The organism is Actinoplanes utahensis (assembly GCF_016862455.1).
Classification (GTDB): Bacteria; Actinomycetota; Actinomycetes; order Mycobacteriales; family Micromonosporaceae; genus Actinoplanes; species Actinoplanes utahensis.
On the sequence record NZ_BOMZ01000089.1, the window covers coordinates 149,795 to 171,409 of the forward strand.

Annotated in this window: 18 protein-coding genes; 15 read left to right on the forward strand and 3 right to left on the reverse strand. The window is 72.2% G+C overall.

Annotated elements, in window-relative coordinates:
- The first annotated feature begins 46 nt into the window (after positions 1-46).
- The 3 genes from Aut01nite_RS31885 to Aut01nite_RS31895 are packed head-to-tail and all read left to right on the forward strand — an operon-like array spanning position 47 to position 3,218.
- Positions 47-1,099 carry an NADPH:quinone reductase gene (locus Aut01nite_RS31885; protein ID WP_083998976.1) on the forward strand — a complete coding sequence of 351 codons (1,053 nt, stop codon included), beginning with the start codon at positions 47-49 and terminating at the stop codon, positions 1,097-1,099.
- Positions 1,096-1,635: an SRPBCC family protein gene (locus Aut01nite_RS31890; protein WP_043525101.1), complete on the forward strand. Its 540-nt coding sequence runs from the start codon at positions 1,096-1,098 to the stop codon at positions 1,633-1,635. Before Aut01nite_RS31885 ends, Aut01nite_RS31890 begins: the two co-directional genes overlap by 4 nt.
- Positions 1,636-1,658: 23 nt before the next feature.
- Positions 1,659-3,218 carry a class I adenylate-forming enzyme family protein gene (locus Aut01nite_RS31895; protein WP_043525102.1) on the forward strand — a complete coding sequence of 520 codons (1,560 nt, stop codon included), beginning with the start codon at positions 1,659-1,661 and terminating at the stop codon, positions 3,216-3,218.
- Between the two features lie 8 nt (positions 3,219-3,226).
- Here Aut01nite_RS31895 and Aut01nite_RS31900 read toward each other — a convergent pair whose 3' ends face one another.
- The gene (locus Aut01nite_RS31900; RefSeq protein ID WP_052163725.1) at positions 3,227-4,060 is read right to left on the reverse strand and encodes a helix-turn-helix domain-containing protein; all 834 of its coding nucleotides are present in this window, start codon (positions 4,058-4,060) and stop codon (positions 3,227-3,229) included.
- Between the two features lie 100 nt (positions 4,061-4,160).
- Positions 4,161-5,927: a glycoside hydrolase family 35 protein gene (locus tag Aut01nite_RS31905; protein ID WP_043525104.1), complete on the reverse strand. Its 1,767-nt coding sequence runs from the start codon at positions 5,925-5,927 to the stop codon at positions 4,161-4,163.
- 135 nt (positions 5,928-6,062) lie between these two features.
- Here Aut01nite_RS31905 and Aut01nite_RS31910 point away from each other — a divergent pair, with 135 nt between their 5' ends.
- The 12 genes from Aut01nite_RS31910 to Aut01nite_RS31965 all read left to right on the forward strand — a co-directional run bounded on the left by Aut01nite_RS31910 (position 6,063) and on the right by Aut01nite_RS31965 (position 19,561).
- The gene (locus Aut01nite_RS31910; protein ID WP_236642700.1) at positions 6,063-7,268 is read left to right on the forward strand and encodes an MFS transporter; all 1,206 of its coding nucleotides are present in this window, start codon (positions 6,063-6,065) and stop codon (positions 7,266-7,268) included.
- Positions 7,269-7,328: 60 nt separating this feature from the next.
- On the forward strand, positions 7,329-8,363 hold the full coding sequence (locus tag Aut01nite_RS31915) for a ParB/RepB/Spo0J family partition protein (RefSeq protein ID WP_275409732.1): 1,035 nt from the start codon (positions 7,329-7,331) through the stop codon (positions 8,361-8,363).
- 114 nt (positions 8,364-8,477) lie between these two features.
- Positions 8,478-9,461 (forward strand): glycosyltransferase family 2 protein, encoded by a 984-nt coding sequence (locus tag Aut01nite_RS31920; RefSeq protein ID WP_043525105.1) that lies wholly within the window; start codon positions 8,478-8,480, stop codon positions 9,459-9,461.
- A 117-nt stretch (positions 9,462-9,578) separates the two neighbouring features.
- Entirely contained in the window at positions 9,579-11,627 is a 2,049-nt protein-coding gene (locus Aut01nite_RS31925) for an aldo/keto reductase (RefSeq protein ID WP_043525106.1), read from the forward strand.
- A 30-nt stretch (positions 11,628-11,657) separates the two neighbouring features.
- Positions 11,658-12,017, forward strand: a complete 360-nt coding sequence (locus Aut01nite_RS31930; RefSeq protein ID WP_152628699.1) for a DUF4286 family protein — start codon at positions 11,658-11,660, stop codon at positions 12,015-12,017.
- Positions 12,018-12,074: 57 nt separating this feature from the next.
- Positions 12,075-13,202, forward strand: coding sequence for a sedoheptulose 7-phosphate cyclase (locus Aut01nite_RS31935; protein ID WP_236642701.1), 1,128 nt, complete (start codon positions 12,075-12,077; stop codon positions 13,200-13,202).
- Complete coding sequence (locus Aut01nite_RS31940) at positions 13,199-14,305, forward strand: sugar phosphate nucleotidyltransferase (RefSeq protein ID WP_043525108.1); 1,107 nt, start codon at positions 13,199-13,201, stop codon at positions 14,303-14,305. Before Aut01nite_RS31935 ends, Aut01nite_RS31940 begins: the two co-directional genes overlap by 4 nt.
- Complete coding sequence (locus Aut01nite_RS31945; protein ID WP_201775514.1) at positions 14,302-15,366, forward strand: ROK family protein; 1,065 nt, start codon at positions 14,302-14,304, stop codon at positions 15,364-15,366. Before Aut01nite_RS31940 ends, Aut01nite_RS31945 begins: the two co-directional genes overlap by 4 nt.
- Entirely contained in the window at positions 15,344-16,243 is a 900-nt protein-coding gene (locus Aut01nite_RS31950; RefSeq protein WP_043525109.1) for an SDR family oxidoreductase, read from the forward strand. Before Aut01nite_RS31945 ends, Aut01nite_RS31950 begins: the two co-directional genes overlap by 23 nt.
- Positions 16,240-17,268: a VOC family protein gene (locus tag Aut01nite_RS31955; RefSeq protein ID WP_052163728.1), complete on the forward strand. Its 1,029-nt coding sequence runs from the start codon at positions 16,240-16,242 to the stop codon at positions 17,266-17,268. Before Aut01nite_RS31950 ends, Aut01nite_RS31955 begins: the two co-directional genes overlap by 4 nt.
- Positions 17,269-17,294: 26 nt before the next feature.
- Positions 17,295-18,581: a glycosyltransferase family 2 protein gene (locus tag Aut01nite_RS31960; RefSeq protein ID WP_083998990.1), complete on the forward strand. Its 1,287-nt coding sequence runs from the start codon at positions 17,295-17,297 to the stop codon at positions 18,579-18,581.
- On the forward strand, positions 18,578-19,561 hold the full coding sequence (locus tag Aut01nite_RS31965; protein ID WP_043525111.1) for an isopenicillin N synthase family dioxygenase: 984 nt from the start codon (positions 18,578-18,580) through the stop codon (positions 19,559-19,561). The genes Aut01nite_RS31960 and Aut01nite_RS31965 overlap by 4 nt, the downstream gene beginning before the upstream one ends.
- A 70-nt stretch (positions 19,562-19,631) precedes the next feature.
- Here the strand turns inward: Aut01nite_RS31965 and Aut01nite_RS31970 are convergent, their stop codons facing one another.
- The gene (locus Aut01nite_RS31970; RefSeq protein WP_052163729.1) at positions 19,632-21,524 is read right to left on the reverse strand and encodes a glycosyltransferase; all 1,893 of its coding nucleotides are present in this window, start codon (positions 21,522-21,524) and stop codon (positions 19,632-19,634) included.
- Positions 21,525-21,615 lie beyond the last annotated feature (91 nt).

The following is a 21,615-nucleotide window of genomic DNA, read 5'->3' on the forward strand; positions in this document are numbered from 1 at the left end:
GCCGGTGCGCTGAGGTATTCGGCGAATCCTGCCAGAATCATCACTCATGTATGCCGCCTATATCGAGGAATTGGGACCGCCCGGCGCGATCCGGTACGGAGAACTGGCCGCACCGCGTCCCGGCCCGGGTGACGTCCTCGTCGACGTCGTCGCCACCACGGTCAACAATGTCGACACGTTCGTCCGGTCCGGGGCCTGGCGCACCCCGGTCACCTTTCCCTTCGTGGTCGGGCGGGATCTGGCCGGCACGGTCGCCGTGACCGGCCCCGGCGTCGTCGGGTTCGAGCCCGGCGACCCGGTGTGGTCGAACAGCCTCGGTCACGCGGGCCGCCAGGGCGCCGCCGCCGAGCAGGTGGTGGTCCCGGCCGAGCGGCTCTATCGCCTGCCCCGGGGAGTCCGGCCGGAGGACGTGGTCGCCGTCGCGCACCCGGCCGCGACCGCGTACCTCGCGCTGTTCACCCACGGCCGGCTGCGGAGGGGCGAGACGGTGGTCGTGGTCGGCGCCGGCGGCAACGTGGGCGCGGCGGCCGTCGTGCTGGCCGTCGCGGCCGGCGCCCGGGTGGTGGCCACGGCGAGCGCCGCCGATGCCGGCTTCTGCCGCGGGCTCGGGGCGGCCGCGGTTCTCGACTACCGGGACCCCGCGCTGGCCGAGCGTCTCCACGCGGCCTGTCCGGGGGGCGCTGACCTCTACGTCGACACCGCGGGCGCGAACGACATCGAGACGGCGGTGGACCTGCTCGCCCGGCGCGGACGGCTGGTGCTCCTGGCCGGCCTGCGCAGCCGCAAGGTGCTCCCGGTGGGCCCGCTCTACTTGAAGGACTGCTCGATCGCCGGCTTCGCCATCTCGCAGGCCACCGCGGGTGAGCTGGCGGAGGCGGCCGGCGCGCTGAACCGGTTGCTCGCCGAGGGGCGGCTGCGTCCCCGGATCGCCGAGATCCTGCCGCTGAGCGCCATGGCCGAGGCGCATCGGCGGGTCGAGGCCGGCGAGACGCACGGCCGCCGGCTGATTCTGCGGACCGAGCGTGCCACCCCGCGACCTGACGGATCGTCAAGCGATTCTTTGACCCTTCCGGATTCAATAAGCAACATAGAAGTATGACGATATCAATTGTGGAGAAGTCGCCGCTGTTCGATCTGTCCGGAAGTATTGCCGTCAAGGCCGGCCCGGATCAGGTCTACGCAGTGGTCAGCGATCTGCGGCGAAGCTCCGAATGGAGCCCGGAATGCCGCGGGGGTGAATGGGTCTCCGGCGAGCCGGCCACCGTGGGCGCGATCTTCCGGGGCGAGAACCTGCGCGGCGAGGACGTGGTGGCCTGGGCGCCCCTGGTTCGCGGCGTCTGGTACACCGAGGCCCGGATCACCGCGGCCGAGCCGGGACGGACCTTCGCCTGGGCCATGCTGACGCACACCGGCGAGAACCAGCAGAGCGTGTGGGGATTCGACATGCGGCCGGCCGCGGAGGGCTGCCTGTTGACGCACCGCTTCCGGATGGACGAGCCCACCGAGGGCATCTACAAGATCGTCGCCGGCCTCGACGAGGAAGCGCGCGACCGGTTCGTCCGGGAGTGGTCGGACAAGCTGCGGCAGGACATCGCCCGGACCCTGGAGCGGATCAAGGCCGTCATCGAAGGCTGACGAGCGACGGAAAGGAACGCCTGATGTTGCTGCAGAGGATCGGAAACCGGGGCATCCGGCTGGGTACCCTCTTCGACCGCGTGGCCGGTCGCTACCCGGCCAACCTGCTCGTCCTCGACCACACCCTCGACATCGCGCCGGAGCGAGGACGCCGCCTCACCATGACCGAGGTCGCCGACCTGGTGGACGACTTCGCCTCCCGGCTGTGGGCCGCCGGCGCGCGCGCCGGCGACCGGGTGGTCATCCACAAATCCAACAGTTTCGACATCACCCTGATGGCCTGCAGCGCCGCCCGGATCGGTGCGGTCCCGGCGCTGCTGTCGCCGAAGCTCGACGGCGACACCGTCGTGGAGCTGCTGCGCCGGCTGGACCGTCCGTACCTGCTCACCGATCAGGCCAAGCTGGAGAAGGACCTGCCCGACGCGGTCTTCGACCACACCTGCCGGGTCCTGCTGGCCGCCGGCAGCCATCCCGGCGCCACCGAACTCGCCTCGTTCGCCGGCGTGCGCCGCGTGCCGCCCGCGAACCTGCCGCCCAGCCATCCGACCCTGATCACGCACACCTCCGGCACCACCGGCACGCCCAAACTGGCCGTGCACACCGGATTCACGTTCCAGTCGCGTTACCGCCCGCAGGGCGCCGTCGCCTCGCTGGTCCGCAGCCGTGAGCCGGTCGCCATCCACGTCTCCTTCGTGCACTCGCGGATGTTCACCGCGATGCCGATCGCGGTGCTCCAGGGACACCAGCTCATCGTGCTCGCCGACGACGACCCCGACTCGGTCGCCGACGTGTTCAGCCAGGCTCCGCCCGGGCTGATCGAGGCGCATCCGAACTCCTTCATGCGGTGGGAGGAGCTGATCGGGGACAAGCGCGAGCCGCTGCGCAACGTCAAGGTCTTCAGCAGCACGTTCGACGCGATCCATCCGCGTACGGTGCACCGCCTGCTCGGCGCCTCGCGCCGGAGATCGCCCCTGTTCATGCAGATGTACGGCCAGAGCGAGGTGGGGCCGATCGCCGGGCGCCCGTACAGCAGGCATCGCGGCGCGGACGCGGACGGCCGCTGCGTCGGCGTGCCGTTCCCCGGCATGACCGACGTGCGAGTGGTGAGCCGTGATGGCGCCGCGCCGTCGAAGTCCTCACCCGGCTACATCGAGGTGCGCAGCGACGGCCGCATCGTCACCTACCTCGACGAGGAGGAGCGCTACGCCCAGCAGGTCAACGACGGCTGGTGGCGGATGGGCGACGTCGGGTACCGCACACGCTGGGGCTGCCTGCACCTGCTCGACCGCGAGGTGGACCTGATCCCGGGTGTGGACAGCACGCTCGCCCTGGAGGACACGCTCTTCGCCCGGCTGTACGAACTGGTCGAGGTGATCATCGTGCCCGGGCCGGACGGCACGGCGGTGCCGGTGGTCAGCACCCGCGACGACGAGCCCCTCGACCGGGCCCGCTGGGACGCGGCCGTCGCGGGCCTGCCACGGATGGCCGAGCCGGTGCAGTGGCGGCTCGAGGATCTGCCCCAGACCGCCACCACGAAGATCAAGCGGCTCGAGCTGGCCCGCCGGCTGGCCGGTAGTTCGTGACCGGGCGATCAGGCCGGATCGGGCTCGGCGGGCAGGAGGATCGTCAGGTGGTTGCCCGGCGCCCGCTGCGGTTCCAGAGTGACCAGCTGGACCGGCTGGATCCGGCGGCGATGGCACGGCAGGCAGAGTGAGCGCCGGGCGTTGTCCGGGCGGACGTGGGCGGTCGGATGGTCCCAGAACCTCCGGGCGTCCGCGTTGCCGTGCAGAATCTCGGCGAGGACCTCGGTGAGGCGCTCGTTGCCCGGGGTGCGGGCATGCGCGAAGCGCAGCTGGGCCAGCATCTGCGGCCCCCAGTCGGTCTCCCACCGGTGCAGCTGCCGACGGGCCTCGGGCGCGGTGAAGATCCAGCGCATCACGTTGGTCTCCGGCCCGGCGACCCAGGGGAACCACTCCCGCATGTGGTCGTTGACGGCGACCAGATCCCAGGCGTCGTCGACGATGTAGGCCGGCCACGGCTGGGCGTCGAGGAGCCGGCGGACGTCGGCGGTCGCCGTCATGACCGGGTGCCGGCCGGCCATCGGTGGCTCATGGCCGGCGGCGAGCAGGAAGAGCAGTGTCTTCTCGTCCGAGCTGAGGCGGAGGGTCTCCGCGACGCGATCGAGGAAGTCGATGCTGTAGTTCTGCCGGTCGCCGCGCTCGAGGCTGCTGATCCATCCGACGCTGTAGCCGATGAGTGCGGCGGCCTGCTCCTGGCTCACCCGCTTGCGCCGCCGGGACCGCGCCGTGGGGGCGAGGTGGCCGGGCAGGTCGTCGGGGTCGAGGCGCTCGCGCCAGCAACGGACCAGGCGGCCCAGTTCCTCCCCGGGCGTGAGCGTGAGGGCCGGCAGCGGCGCTGGTGTCATCGCGTCCCCCCGATGCGGTGCCCGCCGGGCAACCATGTCGATCTACGGGTCTTTGACGGCGAAGGTAGCAGCGCCCATCCACGACTGCCGGTGTTCCCGGTCACTCCTCGAGCGGCCCCAGCCGTGGCGCGGGGACGAAATCGACCTGCGTGGTGCCGCTGGCCTGCAGCTCCAGGACGACCAGCCGGTTCCCGGAGGGGCGGAGCACCGGGCCGGGCACGTGCAGGGTCTGCTGCGGGCCGCGGGACCAGTACCGGCCGAGGCAGAACCCGTTGATCCAGACCACGCCCTTGCCCCAGGCGCTCGTGTCGAGGAAGAGGTCGCCGGGCGCCGGGAGGTCGAACTCGGCCTCGGCGAAGGCCGGGCCGGCGAGCACGGTCACCTCTTCCGGCGGCCGGGCCGCGAACGCCTCGGTTATCCCGGGGATGGTGACGAGGTCCAGGGGCCGGATCTCCCACCGGCGCAGCGGTTCGCCGTTCACCGTCACGGGCCCGATGAGTCCCTTCGGCTCACCGAGCCGGGGTCCGTAGTCGACCCGGCCCTGGTCCTCGACGAGCAGCTCCAGGACGCCGCGGGCGCCGGCGGGCAGGGCGAGCGACCGGTCCTTGTGCTCGCGTTCGAGAGTGCCCAGGGCCTGCCGGTCGAGGAAGACCTGGGCACGGTCGCGCACCTCGGCGATGTGGAGGACGCCCGGCCCGGCGAGGTCGATCTCGGTCCGGTACAGCGCGAGGCCGGCGGACTGGCCGGCCGCGTCCATCGTGGGCGGCTCGTCGTGCTCGCTGCCCTTGCCCAGCCGGTCGAGGACGTCCCAGAGCGGAAGGACCTTGCCGAGACGTACGCCGAACGCCGGTGCCGGGGCGGCGGCGGCGGGAACGTCGTCGCTCAGCGGCGCGTATCTGCCGATGACCTCCCGGTACGCCCAGTACTTCGCGGTGGGGTCGCCCGCCTCGTCCAGCGGCGCGTCGTAGTCGTAGCTGGTGGCGATCGGCCGGTAGGTGCCCTTGTCGTTGGCGCCGTTGGTGAAGCCGAAGTTGGTCCCGCCGTGGAACATGTAGATGTTGACCGAGGCGCCGCACTCCAGCAGCTCGCCGAGTTCGCGGGCGCACTGGTCGGCCGGGGTCACATGGTGCACGCCACCCCAGCTGTCGAACCATCCGTTCCAGAACTCGGAGCACATCAGCGGCCCGGTCGGCTGGTGCCGGCGCAGCGCGGCCAGCCGCTCGGCCGCCCGCGAGCCGAAGGAGGCCGTCTTGTGCAGCCCGGGGAGGCTGCCGCGGTCGAGCATGTCGTCCAACGGCTGGTCGACGGTGGTCAACGGCACGGTCACGCCGATCCGCCGGGTCAGTTCGGTGAGCTTGCGCAGGTAACTCTTGTCGGCGCCGTACGCGCCGTACTCGTTCTCGACCTGGACCAGGATGATCGGGCCGCCGCGGTCCACCTGCCGCGCGACGACCACCGGCGCCAGCTGCTCGTAGTAGCGGGTCACCGCGGCCATGAACCGGGGCTCGTCGCGCCGGATCCCGACCGCCCCGTCCCGGAACAGCCAGGCCGGGAGGCCGCCGTTGGCCCATTCGGCGCAGATGTACGGCCCGGGGCGCACGATCGCGTACAGGCCCTCGGCCGCGACCAGATCGAGGAACCGGCCCAGGTCCAGCCCGCCGGTCAGGTCGAAGTCGCCGTCGGCCGGCGCGTGCGCGTTCCAGGCGACGTAGGTCTCGATCGTGTTGAGGCCCATCTGCCGTGCCTTGCGGATCCGGTCCGCCCACTGGTCGGGGTGGACGCGGAAGTAGTGCAAGGCGCCGGAGATGATCCGGAACGGCTCGCCGTCCAGCAGGAACTCCCGCTCGCCGATGGCGAAGGACCCCACGGTCTCTCCTTCTCCGAGGAAAATGTTTACGCAAACATCGGTCCCGACCGTGGCACAGCGGCCGAATGATCGTCAAGAGGTTCGGCTACCCTGCCGTGAGCGCTCACCTGCGCGCCCACGGCCCCTGGGAGAGCGATGAATCTCGCCGAACGGCGACCGCGTCCGTCCGTCCCCGGCACGCCGGGGCGCCTGCCCGCCGGGCTGGTCGCCCTCGCGCTCGGCGGCTTCGGCATCGGCCTGACCGAGTTCGTGATCGCGGGCCTGCTGCCGCAGATGAGCGACGACCTGGACGTCTCCGTCGCCGCGGCGGGGTGGCTGATCTCGGGATACGCGCTCAGTGTGGCGGTCGGGGCGATCCTGCTGACGGCCGTCACCACCCGTTTCAACCGCAAGACCGTCCTCGTCGGCCTGGTGGCGCTCTTCGTGCTCGGCAACCTGCTGTCCGCGTGCGCGCCGAACTACGCCGTCCTCCTGGCCGGCCGGATCGTCGCCGCGCTGTGCCACGGCTCGTTCTTCGGCATCGGCTCGCTCGTCGCCCGGCGCCTGGTCGCGCCGGAGCGCGCCTCCCGGGCGGTCGCCGTGATGTTCGCCGGGCTGACCATCGCCAACGTGCTGGGCGTGCCGTTCGGGGCCCTGGTCGGTGAGCGGTGGGGCTGGCGGGCCACGTTCTGGGCGATCACCGCGATCGGCGTGCTCGCCCTGGCCGCCCTGGCCGTGTGGGTTCCGGCCGCCGCCGGGACGGTGACCCGCGCGCCCGGAGCGAGTGTCGCCCACGCCTTCCGGTCGTCGCAGGTCTGGCTCACCCTGGCCGCCACCGCCCTCGGCTACGGCGGCATGTTCGGGGCGTTCACCTACATCGCGTACACGTTCACCCGGGTGTCGGACTTCTCCGGCACGGATCTGGCCTGGCTGCTGATCGTCTACGGGGTCGGTCTCGTCGCCGGCAACATCGCCGGTGGACGGGCGGCCGATCTCGACCGCGACCGCACGCTCATGGCGGCGCTGGCCGGCCTCGCGATCACGCTCGGGCTGTTCGGACTGCTCGCGCACAGCCAGATCGCCTCCGTGGCGCTGGTCTTCAGCCTGGGCTTCTTCGGGTTCGCGAGCGTCCCGGGCATGATCACCCGGGTCACCGACGCCGCCGGCGGCGCACCCCTGGCGGCCAGCGCCAACGTCTCCGCGTCCAACGTCGGCAACGCGCTGGGCGCCTGGCTCGGGGGCCTGGCCATCAGCGCCGGGCTGGGTTACACGGCGCCGCTCTACGTCGGCGCCGCGATCGTCCTGGCCGCCCTGGCCATCATGATCATCGCCGCGCGCGCCGCCCGCTCTCACGCTCTGTGATCATCTAAGCCGCAGTGACACTGTCGGCACTGGCACTGTCTGGCCGAGGATCGTGGCCGGGTGCAGGCTGTCTCCCTGGTTCTGGTTAGTACACGTGTTCTAACGACTGGGAAGGGTGGGGCCGCCGGTTTGGCACCGACGATTTCTTCGCAGATCTTCTCCGTACCGATAGACGAGCTGGTGGACGCCGATCCGCTGCGGGCGAACGGGGTCGATCCCGAGCACGCTCGGCTACTCGCCCAGGTCGCCGGGGAGTTGCCCCCGATCCTGGTCAACAAAGCGACCATGAGCGTGATCGACGGCATGCACCGGCTCCGCGCGGCGCAGCTCAACGGCGTCTCGACGCTTGCCGTGCGGTTCTTCCAGGGCAGCGACGCCGACGCCCTCCAGCTCGCCGTCAGTGCCAACGTGACCCACGGCCTGCCGCTCTCCCTCGCCGATCGGCGGGCCGCCGTGCGCCGCCTCATCCGCGCCGAGCCGCGCCTGGCCGACCGTGCGGTGGCCACCATCGCCGGTCTGGCCCCCGCCACCGTCGCGGCGATCCGCGCCGACGTCCAGGACGGCGCCGAGATCACCGAGCGGATCGGCCGGGACGGGCGGGTCCGCCCGCTCAGCACCGCCGAGGGGCGCCGAGTGGCCGGCGAGGTCATCGCCCGGCAGCCGCAGACGCCGCTGCGGGAGGTCGCTCGCGCGGCCGGCATCTCGGTGGGCACCGCCCGTGACGTCCGCAGTCGGGTTCGCGCCGGGCGTGACCCCGTGCCGGCCGGCCAGGCGGCCCGATCCGGCCGGCTGGTGAATCGCCCGGCCCGCGCGGTGACCGGGTACCCGCCGGCCACCGCGGTTCCGGCCGACACCGGCGTGCTGCTCGAGGGCCTGCGCCGGGATCCCTCGCTGCGCTACTCCGAGGCGGGCCGGCATTTCCTGCAGTTCCTCGGCACCCGGGTGGTCGAACCCGGTCAGCTCCGGGAGGCCGCCCGTGAGCTGCCTCCACACTGCGCCATCGTGGTCGCCAGGATCGCCCGGGAGTGCGCGCGGACCTGGATGGGCATGGCCGAGGCCCTCGATCGCGAGGCGGAGCACGCCGGCCGCGGCTGACGGGCGGCGTGCAACCACTCACCTTGATCGGTTGCACACATCGGGCGGCGTGACCGGCGCGACCGAGATCGCCCGGGCCGCCGCGAATCACCACGGAGAAGGGCTTCATCGAGCATGCATCCGAAACTCAGCGTCGTGGTCCCCATGTACAACGTCGAGAGCTACCTCCCACTGCTGCTGGCCTCGATCGCGGAGCAGGATCTGACGGACATCCAGGTCATCCTGGTCGACGACGGGTCCACCGACGCCACCGGGCGGATCGCCGCCGCACAGGCCGCCCGGGACCGGCGGTTCCGCGTGATCACCCAGGACAACAACGGGCTCAGTGCCGCCCGGAACGCGGGCATCCAGCGGGCGACGGGGGAGTTCCTCGCCTTCGCCGACGCCGACGACGTCGTGCCCGCCCACGCCTACCGGGTGCTCGTCGGGTCGCTCGAGGAGAGCGGCTCGGACATCGCCTCGGGGGACGTGCGGCGGCTGACCTCGAAAGGCGTGAGCCGATACCCGGGGTACGCCGAGACGTTCGCCGTCGCCAGGCGCCGGACCCACATCACCCGGGACGAGGCGCTGATCGCCGACCGGATGGTCTGGAACAAGGTGTTCCGCCGATCGTTCTGGGACGCGCACGGCTTCGCGTTCCGGCTGCCGCAGTACGAGGACGGCCCGGTGACCATCCGTGCCCACATCACCGCCTCCGCGGTCGACGTCGTGCCGCGGGTGGTCTACCTGTGGCGGATCCGGGAAGGGGGCGAGCCGTCGATCACCCAGCGGCAGTACGAGGCCGCCAACATCGGCCGGCGCATGCGCATGATGGTCGACATCAACGAGATCATCCGGGACCTCGCTCCGGGACTGTCCGCGGCGTACGCCCGGGACATGCTGCTCGGCGACATCGGTGTGGCGATGACCGCCACCACGCGCAACAGCGCCGACTCCCTCGCCGGCACGGTGGCGCTGGTCAAGGAGTTCGTCAGCACCATCGATTCCGGCGTGCTGGGCGAATTGACCCCGGAATACCGGCGGCGCGTCTATCTGCTCGCCGACGGTCAGGTCGAGGAATTGCGTGAGGAATTGCTCGGCGACCACCGACCCCAGTAGGGTCGGAAAAGTAGCGGCGCGACGCCGTTCCCCCACCTTCCGGTAATGCCGTCGGCAGCCCGTCCGAGAATTCGCGCGGGCAGTTCCGTGCGGCCTTCGAACAGGAGGAAATGCATTATGAAACGTTTACGTCTGGCCGTTCTCGGCGCGGGGAACATGGCGCGGCGATTCATTCCGCAATTGAGCGCCAGCAAGCATTGTGAGTTGACCGCGATCGGTGACCTGACCGCGGACGGTGCCCGGACGCTCGCCGGGGAGCTCGGACCGCGGGAGCGGCCGCTGCTCTGCGGCACCTTCGACGACATCCTGGCCTCGGACGCCGTCGACGCCGTCTACATCGCCACGGTGCACACCACGCACGCCCGGATCGCGATGCGGGCGATCGAGGCGGGCAAGCACGTGCTGTGCGAGAAGCCGCTGGCGGTCAACCACGCCCAGGCGATGACGCTGGTGGACGCCGCCCGGCAGGCCGGGGTGCGACTCGTCGAGGCCATGATGTTCCGCTTCCACCCGCAGACGACCGCGGTGCTCGGCCTGGTCGCCGACGGGACCATCGGCGACCTGCGCCACGTCGACGCCGGCTTCGCGTTCTACGTCCCCAGCCGCCCGGGCGAGCAGACCGAGATCAGCCCCGGGCTGACCATCGACGCCGGCGGGCTCAGCGGCCGGCTGTTCGACCCGGCGCTGGCCGGAGGCGGCATCCTCGACATCGGCTGCTACCCGATGGCCATGGCCCGCGCGGTCGCCGGCGCCGCCACCGGGCGGGCCTTCGCGGAACCGGAGACCCTCACCGCCGCCGGGTCGATCGGCGAGTCCGGCGTCGACGAGTGGGCCACCGCCGCCCTGACGTTCGCCGGCGGGGTGACGGCCGCGCTGCGTACCGGGATCCGGATCGCCGATCGCAACAGCGTGACCATCGTCGGCTCCGCGGGCGCCATCGAGATCGAGGACCCCTGGACGCTGACCGCCGAACCGAGCATCGTCATCAACCGGGTGGGTCATGCGCCGGAGCGGCGTTCCTATCCCTGCGCGGGCGCCTACGCCATGGAGGCGGATCTGTTCGCCGCCGGCATCGGCGGCCCCGAACCGGACGCGATGACCACCGCCGATTCGCTGGGCAACGCCCGGATGCTGGACCGGTGGCGGGCCGCGATCGGCCTGCGCTACCCGTTCGAGGCCGACGGGGCCGTGATCCCGACGGTGTCGGGCCGCCCGCTGATCCTCGGTGGCGCGGCGGGCCCCGAGCCCGTCCCGGCGACCGCGCGGGGACGGGTGCCCGGCCTCGACAAGGCCGTCTCCCGGGTGGTCATGGGCTGTGACCACCCGGCCGACGCCTCGACCATGTCCGCCCTTCTGGATCAGTACTTCTCGCTCGGCGGCAACGCCTTCGACACGGCGCACTTCTACCAGGACGGCCGGGCCGAGCGGCTGCTCGGGCGATGGATCGCGAGCCGGGGAGTCCGCGAGCAGGTGGTGGTGATCGCCAAAGGGGCGCACACCCCCAACTGCGATCCGGCGTCGCTGTCCCAGCAGCTGCTGGAGTCCCTGGAGCGTCAGCAGAACGACTACGCCGACATCTACCTGCTGCACCGCGACAACGAGGACGTGCCGGTGGGCGAGTTCGTCGACGTGCTCGACGAGCACGCCGAGGCGGGACGCATCCGAGTCTTCGGCGGCTCCAACTGGTCGCTGGAGCGAGTCGCGGCGGCGAACGCCTGGGCCGCCGAACACGGGCGGCGGGGCTTCGCCGCGGTGAGCAACTACTTCGGTCTCGCCGAGCCCCGGGAACTGCCGTGGCCAGGCTGCCGGGACGCCACCGGCCCCGCCTTCCGGGAGTGGCTCACCCGGCACCGGTTCCCGCTGTTCGCGTGGTCGGCCCGCTCGCGCAACTTCTTCAGCGGGGCCGGCCGTGACGACCGGGGCAACGCCGAGCTCGTGCGGTGCTTCCACAGCGAGGCCAACCTCGAACGCCGGCGGCGTGCCGTGGAACTGGCCGCAAAACACGACGTGTCGCCGTCGGTGATCGCGCTGTCCTATGTCCTGCATCAGCCGTTCCCCACTTTCGCTCTGGTGGGGCCCAAGACCCTGGAAGATTCGCGGGAGTGCATGGGGGCTCCGCGCGTCACACTCTCGGATGAGGAGATCCGCTGGCTGGAATCGAGCTGACCGCTCATTCCGTGATGCCGGGCGATGGAAATGGACACGAATACCTCTTACGCATTGCTGGTCCGTACCAGTCCTTTTCCCGGGCGCGAGGACGAATTCGCCGAATGGTACGACGGAATCCATCTCGCCGAGGTTCTCGCCCTGCCGGGTTTCGTGAGCGCCCGGCGTTACGCCGCCCCCGCGGGCCCGGACGGGCGGCGCCGGTTCCTGGCGATCTACACGATCGCGACCGGCGACATCGAGGCCACCCTGGCCCGGTTCGAACAGGCCAGGCCGTACATGTCGACCACGCCGGCGCTGGACCCGGCGAGCGTCGAACTCGAATTCGTGACGGCGGTGACCGGCGTCGTTCTGCCGGCCGCCACCCCGCCACCGACGATGGAGGACTGACTCATCGAAACCCCGACGATCACCGAACCACGATGGCGGATCGAGGCCACGCGGCCCGTGAGCTACGAGGTCCGGCTGTGCCAGGACCTGTTCGATCACTCCAACGACCAGCTGGTGACCGCCGGCGCGGAGGACGTCCTGCCCAGCCGGCGGCGCCTGATCGTGGTGGACGCCCGGGTGCACGCCCTCTTCCGGGAGCGGCTGCGAGGGTACCTGGACGCGCGCGGCATGTCGTACCGGCTGTGCGTGCTGGAGACCACCGAGCCGGCCAAGACGATGGACGCGGTGTTCCGCGTGCTGTCGGCCATGGACGACTTCGGCCTGTCGCGGCGGCGCGAGCCCGTATTGGCGATCGGCGGCGGCGTGCTCACCGACATCGTCGGCCTCGCCGCCAGCATGTACCGCCGGTCGACACCGTACGTGCGGGTGCCGACCACGTTGATCGGCATGGTGGACGCCGGCATCGGCTCGAAGACCGGGGTCAACTTCAACCGGCACAAGAACCGGCTGGGCTCCTACCATCCGGGCGCCGTGACCCTGATCGATCCGGCCTTTCTGGCCGCTCTGCCGGCCCGGCACCTGCGCAACGGGCTGGCCGAGGTGCTCAAGATGGCGCTGATCCGCGACCGCGGCCTGTTCCGGCTGCTCGCCGCGGACGGCTCACGGCTCGTCACCGAGCGTATGCAGTCCCGTGGCAGCGCGGACGACGGGGCGGCCGCACAGACCGTGATGCGCCTGGCCATCGACGGCATGCTCAAGGAACTGCAGCCGAATCTGTGGGAACAGCGGCTCGACCGCATCGTCGACTACGGGCACACGTTCTCACCCACCCTGGAGATGCGGGCGCTGCCCGAGCTGCTGCACGGCGAGGCGGTCGCGGTGGACATGGCGCTGTCGCTCGTCCTGGCCCGGCGCCGCGGGATGCTGACCGACGACGAACTGACCGGAGCCCGTACCGTGCTGGCGAACCTCGGCCTGCCGGAGTGGCATCCGGTGTGCCGGCCCGCCCTGTTGGCCGAGGCGCTGGCCGACACCGTACGCCACCGCGACGGACGCCAGCTCATCCCGCTGACCGAGGGCATCGGCCGGGCCCGGTTCGTCGACGACGTGACCGTCGCCGAGCTGACGGCGGCGCTGGCCGAGCTCCGTCCGGCTGCGGGCGCGGCCGGGGACGGTGCCGCATGAGAGGCGTACGGGCGGTCCTGCTGGCCGGCGGCCGCGGCGTTCGGATGGGCCGTCTCGGCGCCGGCCGGTCGAAGCCGCTGATCCCGTTCGGCGGCACGGCCCGGCTGATCGATTTCAGCCTGCGCAACGCCCGTGAGTCGGGTCTCGGCGAGGTGCTGCTGCTGTCGCAGTACGAGGAACGCATGCTGATGGACGACCTGCAGCGCGTCTGGAACCGGGAACCGGGATTCCGGGTCCACTTCGGGCCGTACGACGAGGCCTACCGCGCCGCGGCGCCCGCGGCGCTGCCGGCCACGCTGCCGGACCGCCGGGGGCCCGCGGAGCGGGGGACCGCCGACGCCCTGCTCAGCAAGGAGCAGTGGGTGTTCGGCGAGGGCGTCCGGGACATCCTGGTGCTGCACGCCGACCACGTCTACGACTTCGACTACCGCGAGATGCTGGCCGGGCACCGCCGGTCCGGCGCGGCGCTGACGGTGTCGTACCAGCGCGTCGAGCGCCGCTACGTGCACCTGTTCGGCATGGTGGAGTTCGACGCCGGCAACCGCCTGACCCGGTTCGTCGAGAAACCCGCCGACCCGTCGAGCGACCTGGTCTTCGCCGCCTTCTGCCTGTTCGACGCGCGGATCCTGCGCCGCTATCTCACGCTGCTGCGGGGCACCGCCTGGCAGCACGATCTCAGCCGTGACGTCATCCCGGCCATGCTCGCCGGTGGCGAGCTCATCCGGGGGCACGAGGTGCCGGGCCACTGGGAGGACATCGGCACCGTGGACCGCTATCTGCGGGCGCACCGCCGGCTGGTCGCCGACCCGCCGTCGATCCCGCCGGCCCGGCTGCCCCGGACGCTGCGCCCGTGGGTGCGGCGCGGCATCGTCGACGCCGCCCCCGGAATCCACCGCTCGCTGATCCCGGCCGACCTGGTCAACCACGGCGAGATCACGGACAGCGTGGTCTATCCCGGGGTCCGGGTCGGCGCGGGCGCGCAGGTGTCCGGCAGCGTCCTCCTGCCGGACGCGGTCGTGCCGCCCGGTGCGGTGGTGACCGGCGCTGTCGTGCTCGAGGACGGGTCGGTGCAGGCCGGCGAGCCGGCGGAGGTGCGATCGTGAGCGGCCCGGAGTTCCTGGTCGCCGACCTCGGCGGCACGAACCTGCGGGTCGGCCGGATGGCCGCCGACGGGGACGGCCGGCCGGAGGGCGTGCGCCGGACCGCGACCGAGGGACTCGGCCGGCACCCCGGCGGCCCGCCGGCCGAGCTTCGGCGTCGGGTGCTGCGGCAGCTCGAGACGGAGCTGGCCGCGGCCCTCGCGGAACCGGCGGCCGAGGGCGTCCGGGCGGTGGGCCTGTCCTTCGCCGGCCCGGTCACGGCCGCCGGTGTCGCGCTGGCCGCACCCACCGTCTGGGGCGGCTGCGCCGAGCCGGTCCCGCTCAGCGCCCGGCTCGGCGCCTGCCTCGGACTGCCGGTCCTCGCCGTCAACGACATCACCGCGGCGGCATGGCGGTACGCCACGCCGGACAACGACGCCTTCGGGCTGTTCACCGTCAGCTCCGGGATCGGCGGCAAGATCTTCCGGCGCGGCGAGGTCCTGATCGACGACGAGGGGTTCGGCGGTGAACTCGGCCACTGGCGGGTCGATCACAGCGCCACCGCGCCGCTGTGCGACTGCGGCGGCCGAGGGCATCTCGGCGCCATCTCCTCGGGGCGCGGGGTGCTGCGAGCCGTCCGGCAGGCTGCCCGCGACCACCGGCGGGAGTTCGCCGGATCGGCGCTCGCCGTTCTCACCGGCGGCCGCGTCCAGGCCATCACCAACGAGGCCGTCGCCGCGGCGGCGAGGGCCGGTGATCCGTTCACCGACCGGCTCCTGCACGCCGCTCTGCGGCCGCTGGCCATCGCGGTGGCCGGCGTGTTCGCCGCGATCGGCGTCCGGCGCTACCTGTTCATCGGTGGTTTCGCCGTGGCGGTGGGTGAGCGGTTCGTCGAGATCCTCGGTGACGAGCTGATCGCGCTGGGCTGCTTCGGGCTCTCCCCGGCCGAGATCCGCGCGATGCTCGCGCTCGGCGCCGCCGACGACGACCACAGCCTCATCGGAGTCGGCCGGATGCTCGCCGCCGTGGTCCCCGGCCCGCGCTCAGCGAAGGAGAGAGCGTATGCGAACGCTGATCGTCGGTAGCGGATTCGTCGGCGGCGCGATCGCCGCCCACCTGGCCCGGCAGGGCGGGGAGCCGATCCTGGCCTCCCGCCGGCCGGTGGCCACCGCGACGCGGTGGACGGCGCTGGACGTCACCGACCCGGTGGCGTGCGCCGCGGTGGTGCGGCAGCTGGCGCCGGACGCCATCGTGCTGGTGCACGGTCCGTCCGACGTCACCTGGTGCGACGCGAACCCCGGCGCGGCGATGACCGGGCACCGGCTGGCCGCCCGCAACATCGCTGCTGTCGCGGGGAATCGCCGTACGGTCCTGATCTCGACGGACAACGTCTTCGACGGCGCCGCCGCCGGGAACGACGAGGCGACGGCGGCGGCGCCGCACAACGCGTACGGGCGAGCCAAGCTCGCCGCCGAGCGGGAGCTCGCCGCGGTGGCCGCCGCGACCGTCCTGCGGGTGAGCGTCGTCTACGGGTGGGAGCCGCCGGAGAGTGGCAAATGGCTGAACTTCTTCGCCGCCTGCGCGTACCGCCTGCGGGCCGGCGAGAAGGTGGTCGCGCCGGACGACCAGTGGACCACCCCGGTTCTCGTCGACGACGTGGCCGCCGTGACCGGCGCCGTCCTGACCGCCCGCGACCTGCCGCTGCTCCATCTCGGCGGGCCCGGGCGGATCTCCCGGGCAGACTGGGCGCGCCTGATCGCCGAGGGGCTGGGCGCCGATCCGGCGCTGGTGGCGGCCGAACCCCGAGCTCGGGGACGGTACGCCGGCCGGCCCGCGAACACCTGCCTGACCAGCACCCGGCTCGGCCGGCATCCGGCTACCGCCGGCCTGCGCATCCGGGACGTCCGAGCCGGGGCGCGACTGCTGGCGCCCCGGTTCACCGGATCGGAGGCACGTCGATGACGGCCGCCGGCCTTCCCGGCGCCCAGTGCGTCGATCACGTGGCGCTCACCGTCGCCGACCTCGACACGGCCGTCGCCTTCACCACCGAGGTGCTCGGCGGCGAGCTCGTCTACCGGCTCCCGCCACTGGCCCACGACGACGACTGGATGACCGGGCACCTGGACGTGCCGCCCCGGATGGCGGCGGAGATCGCCATGGTGCGGTTGGGCCGTACGACGAACCTCGAACTGTTCCACTACACCGGAGCCGGCCGGAACACCGTTCCACCGCGATGGGGCGATCCCGGGCATCAGCATCTCGGCTTCCGGGTGCCGGACGCGGCCGAGGCCGCCGCCGCGGTCGCCCGGATCACCGGCCTGTCCCGGGAACCGGTCCGGACGGCGGGAAGGACGTCGCCGCTCGCCGGCATGACCGGCGCGCGGTTGCGGACGCCATGGGGATTGTCCCTGGAGTTCCGGTCGTTCACCGGGGACGTCCCGGCCGGGCGCCATCGGGTGCCCGGACCCGGCGACGGCGACGGGCCCGGCCGGACCGCGGCTCCGGCGGTCCCCGGGCTCCGGGGAGTCGACCACATCGGTTACGCCGTCGCCGGCCTGGACGACGCTCTGGCGGTCTTCGCGGGTCCGCTCGGCGGGCGGCTGCTCGCCCGTGGCTTCGACGGCGCGGTGGAGACCGCCGTGCTGCGGTTCGGCCCGTACGACACGATCGAGTTGTACGCCCACCCACCCGCCGGGCCGGCCGCCCCACCGCGCAACTGCGATGTCGGCGGCCGGCACCTGGCCCTGCACGTGCGTGACGTGGACACCGCGGCGGCCGAGCTCGCCGCCCACGAGGGGTACACGGTGCTCGGCGGGGTGGAGACCATCGCCGCCGGGCCGATCGCCGGAGTCCGCTGGGTGTACGTGCGTACGCCGATCGGGCTGCACATCGAACTCGTCCGGGCGCCCGACGGCGACCTGCCCTACGAGAACGCCACGTCCGCGCGGCGCCGGCCCGCCGGAACCGCGCGCTGGACCGACGAATGATCACGTACCAGCCGGAGGAGGCGGAGATGACTCTCCTGAAACCCTCGAACCCCGACACGCTCGCCTCGGCCGTGGTGGACAGCCTGGTGGTCGCCGCGGATCCGCAGGCCCCCGAGTCGAGCATCTTCTACTGGGACCGCGGGGCGCCGTACACCCGGGCCGTGGTCGCCGCGGCCCGGGAGGTGGACGACCCACGGCTGCACGATCTCGCCGCGGCGGTGCTCGCCGACACCCGGGACCCGCGGGCGTACGCCGCCCTGCACGGCGCCCTGGCCGCGGTGGCCCCCGCACCGCCGACCGACCGGATCCGGAACCTGTTCACCCGCGGCTGGGAGGCCGAGTCCAACTCCCGCCTCGGCTGCCACCTCGGGGCCCGGTACGGCCGGGATCCCGTACCCCGCTGGCGGTCCTATGCGGAGTTGTCCGCGTTGCGGCCCGGCCCGGCGCAGGCCGCTCCGGAACGCGCCGAAGTGCTCGTCGTCATCCCGTTCCGCGACCGCACCCCGGATCGGGCGCGGTTGCGCAACCTGCTGGCCTGCCTGATCGCGCTGCGGGACCAGTCGGCGCCCCGCGAGACGTACCGGGTGATGGTGGTCGAGGAGGACAGCGAGCCCCGCTGCCGGGCGGTCATCGAGCCGTACACCGACGACTACCTGTGGATCCGCAAGGACGGGCTGTTCAACAAGTCCTGGGCGGTCAACGCGGGAGTGATGAACGCGCCGTTCGAGCCCGGGGTGATCTGCATCCTCGACGCGGACGTCCTGGCCGACCACGAGTTCGTGGCCCGCAACGCCCGGCGGTTCACCCGGCCCGGAACGATGGGGCACCTCAGCTACCGCGACATGTGGTGCCTGGACGCCGATGCGACGGCCTGGGCGGTGGAGCAGCGCCTCGCCCACGGCAGCGGCCGGGTCGACCCGGCACGGCTGCGGGCGTTCGTGCTGCGCAGCCCGCCGGGGTGCTGCGTGTGGGTGCGCCGTTCGGCCTTCCTGCGGATCGGCGGAATGGACGAACGTTTCGAGGGCTGGGGTGGCGAGGACAACGACTTCGCGTACCGGATGGACATCAACGCGGCGTTCCAGCGCTACGACGACCCGTTGCTGCACATGTACCACCCGTCCTCGGCGCTGCTGCGCGCGGACGGAGAACTGATCAACGCACACATCCCGGCTCTGAGCTGGAAGCCCGGGTCACCGATCGGTGACCCGGAACGTTTCGCCGGCGGATCCTCCGCGCCGGCGTACGACGGCGAGGTGCGGCCGGCGACCATGCCGTCGCACCGCGACACCGGAAAGGCGGGCAGCACCGCATGACGACCCGGATTCCCACCCTCGACCTGCACGACTGGCGATCGGCGAGCCCCGCGCGGCGGGCCGCGATCACCACCGAACTGGACGCCGCGCTGCGGCGGACCGGCATGTTCCTGCTGGCCGGCCATGACATCCCGGCCGAGACGACGGCCCGGATGCGGACGACCGGCCGCGCGTTCATGGGCCTGCCCGCCGAACGCAAGAAGGCGTACGCGGTCGGCCGTCCCTACGACAACGGCTGGCGTGGCCTCGGGGCGCTGCAGGCCGGTGCCGTCGGTGATCCGGACGGCGGGTCCGGCGCCCCGGACCTGCACGAGGCGTTCCACACGGGCCCGGAGCACCGCACCGGCGATCCGGCGTTCGACCGGCGGTACTACCCGGCCAACAAGTGGCCCGCCGAGGTGCCCGGGCTGCGGGAGGTGACCGTCGAGTACACCGCCCGGTTGAACCGGATCTCCCTCGAACTGCTCGGGGTCCTCGCGGCCACGCTCGGGATCGAGGAGGACTTCTTCAGCTCCCGGTCCCAGCGGGCGACCTGGACCCAGAACGTCAACTGGTACCCACCGCTGTCCATGGTGGGCGCGTTGCGGGAGGGGCAGATGCGGGTCGGCCCGCACACCGACTTCGGCACGCTGACCCTGCTCGACCGGCAGCAGGGCGCCGGGGGACTGGAGGTGTGGAACGCCACCGACGGCTGGTTCAAGCCGCCGTTCGTCCCCGGCACCCTGGTGGTCAATCTCGGCGACATGATGCACGAGTGGACCGACGGCCGGTGGCGGGCGCTGCGGCACCGGGTTCTCGCGCCGCCGGCCAGCGACCCCGACGAGGAGCTGGTGTCGCTGGTCTTCTTCTTCGAGGCCGACCCGGACACCGAGGTACGCCCGTTGCCCGCCCCCGTCGGCGGGGGAGCCGGGATGCCGTCGTTCGTCGCCGGTGAGCAGATCCTGGCGAAGGTCGGCGACAGCCTGACGCTGACCGACTGACCACGGCATGACAGCGAGCCACCGGGAACCCGCCCCGCGCGGGTTCCCGGTGGCTCGCTGTCATGCCGTGTCACGGGCGGGCGCCGGCCTCCACCCAGACACACCGGCCGTCGCGCTCGGTGATCAGCAGCGGAACCGGGCCGGCGGCCACCGGCGCGACGCCGGTGAACGTGCCGTGCCCGTCGCCGCGCAGCGCGACCACCCGCACCGGATCGGTCGCGACGACCATCTCGATCCGGTCCGCCCCGGGATGGCGCCACCGCACCTCGACACCCTCCGGCCCGGTGGTCGCTGTTCCGCTGCCGGTGGCCGCCGCTCCGTCGCCGGCCGGCCCGGTCTTCGTGCCCGGCGGTCGCCCGGCCACGCAGGCCGAGAAGATCTCCAGGAACCGGTCGGCCGCGTTCGACCAGGTGAACTGCCGGGCGGTCGCGACGGCGCGGGCCCGCAGCGTCTCGATCAGCGGGGAGCCGGCGTGCACCAGGTCGAGCATGTGGGCGAGCCCGTCGTGCACCGCGGCGGTGAGCTCGGGGTCGGCGACCCGGAACGAACGGCGTACCGCCAGGCCGGTGGCCGTGGGATCGTCCAGGCGGAAGGCGTGCCCGAAGTGACGCATGCCCTGCTGTGCGGTGGCCACCGGCACGGCTCCCGCAGCCATGGCCTCGCCCATCGCCATCAGGAACGTGTCCATCTCGAACTTGGCGGGAAAGACACAGAGGTCGCTGGAGGCGGCCCAGTCGATCAGGTGCGCGGGGCGTACCGCGCCGGTCCGCACCCGAACCAGCTCCGGGTGGTCGCGGGCGAGCGCGTCGAGGTCGGCGTCGTGCAGGATGTGCGGTGTGAGCACGTGGAACAGCACGTTGAAGCGCCGGCCGGCGTCGAGCAGCCGCCGCACGGCCTGGAACAGCTCCCGCAAGCCCTTGTGCTCCACCGAGTAGCGGCCGTTGTGGTAGATCGTGGGCAGCGCCGGGTCGAGCCCGAGACCGGTCAGGGTGCGCCGGCGCCGCTGCGGGGTGCGCTCGACGGCCAGCCATTCGTCGCCGATCGCGCAGCCGCCCACCGTCATCCGGTCGATGTGCCCGTGCAGCACCCGGCGCACGGCCAGGTCGGCGAAGAGCTGGGCGAACGGGGTGCCGCCCTGGGTGAGCACGTGCTCCAGCTGCCCTTCGGACAGGAAGTCCACCGCGGCGGCCGAGCGGGTGACCAGGGCGAGCGCGCTGACGCGGTCGTGACCGGGCCGGCCCGGGTCGTCGCGGTGGAGCCGGGTCCGCGGAAGGTAGGCGCGCATGGCGCGTTGCAGCGGGGAGTCCAACGGCGGGTCCTCGAGCCCGTCGGCGACCGACGGGTCGGCGCCGAGATCGCGAAGCAGCGCGCGGACGGCGGGGGCGTACACCTTCGTGTCGACCGGCAGGTTCGTCTGCACCGTCGAGACCACCCGGTAGCCCTGGGCGCTCAGCGCCGCCGGCAGCAGGTGATGGAACACCGGCTCGTGCAGGTGCACCACGGTGTCCGTGGTGTCCCGGCCGGCCAGATAGCGGGCGGCGAGAAACTGGAAGACCAGCGGCTTCAGGTACGTCAGATCGCGGCCCTCCGCATCCTCCGGTGGATAGAGGGACGCGGAATGCGTGTCGAGCATGTCATTTTCGATGAGGATCACCTCGATACCCTCGACGACCATTCGGTAGGCCGCGGCGGAACCGTCGACGACCACTGTCCGCGGATGGTCAGGCCATTTATCCGGGTCCAGCGGAATCGTGATCTTCCCCGTCAGCCGCCAACCCGTGTCGGTCACCCGGAACTGCTCCCGAAGTGCCGGGAGCAGGCCATGCGACGCGGTCAGCGTGGTCACCCGGTGTCCCCGGTCCCGGAACTGCCGGACCAGGTTCCACAGGTAGACAGAGGTTCCGGCGCGAACCAGCCGATGGTCGAATCCGGTGCATTCGAAGTGGCATTCGATGATGTGCACTTGCGATTCCCTTCGCATTCCTGCGAGCATTCACCTCGCTCGGGACGGACGTTACCGCGTAGGGCGCCCCGGACGCCATGCCGATAAACAG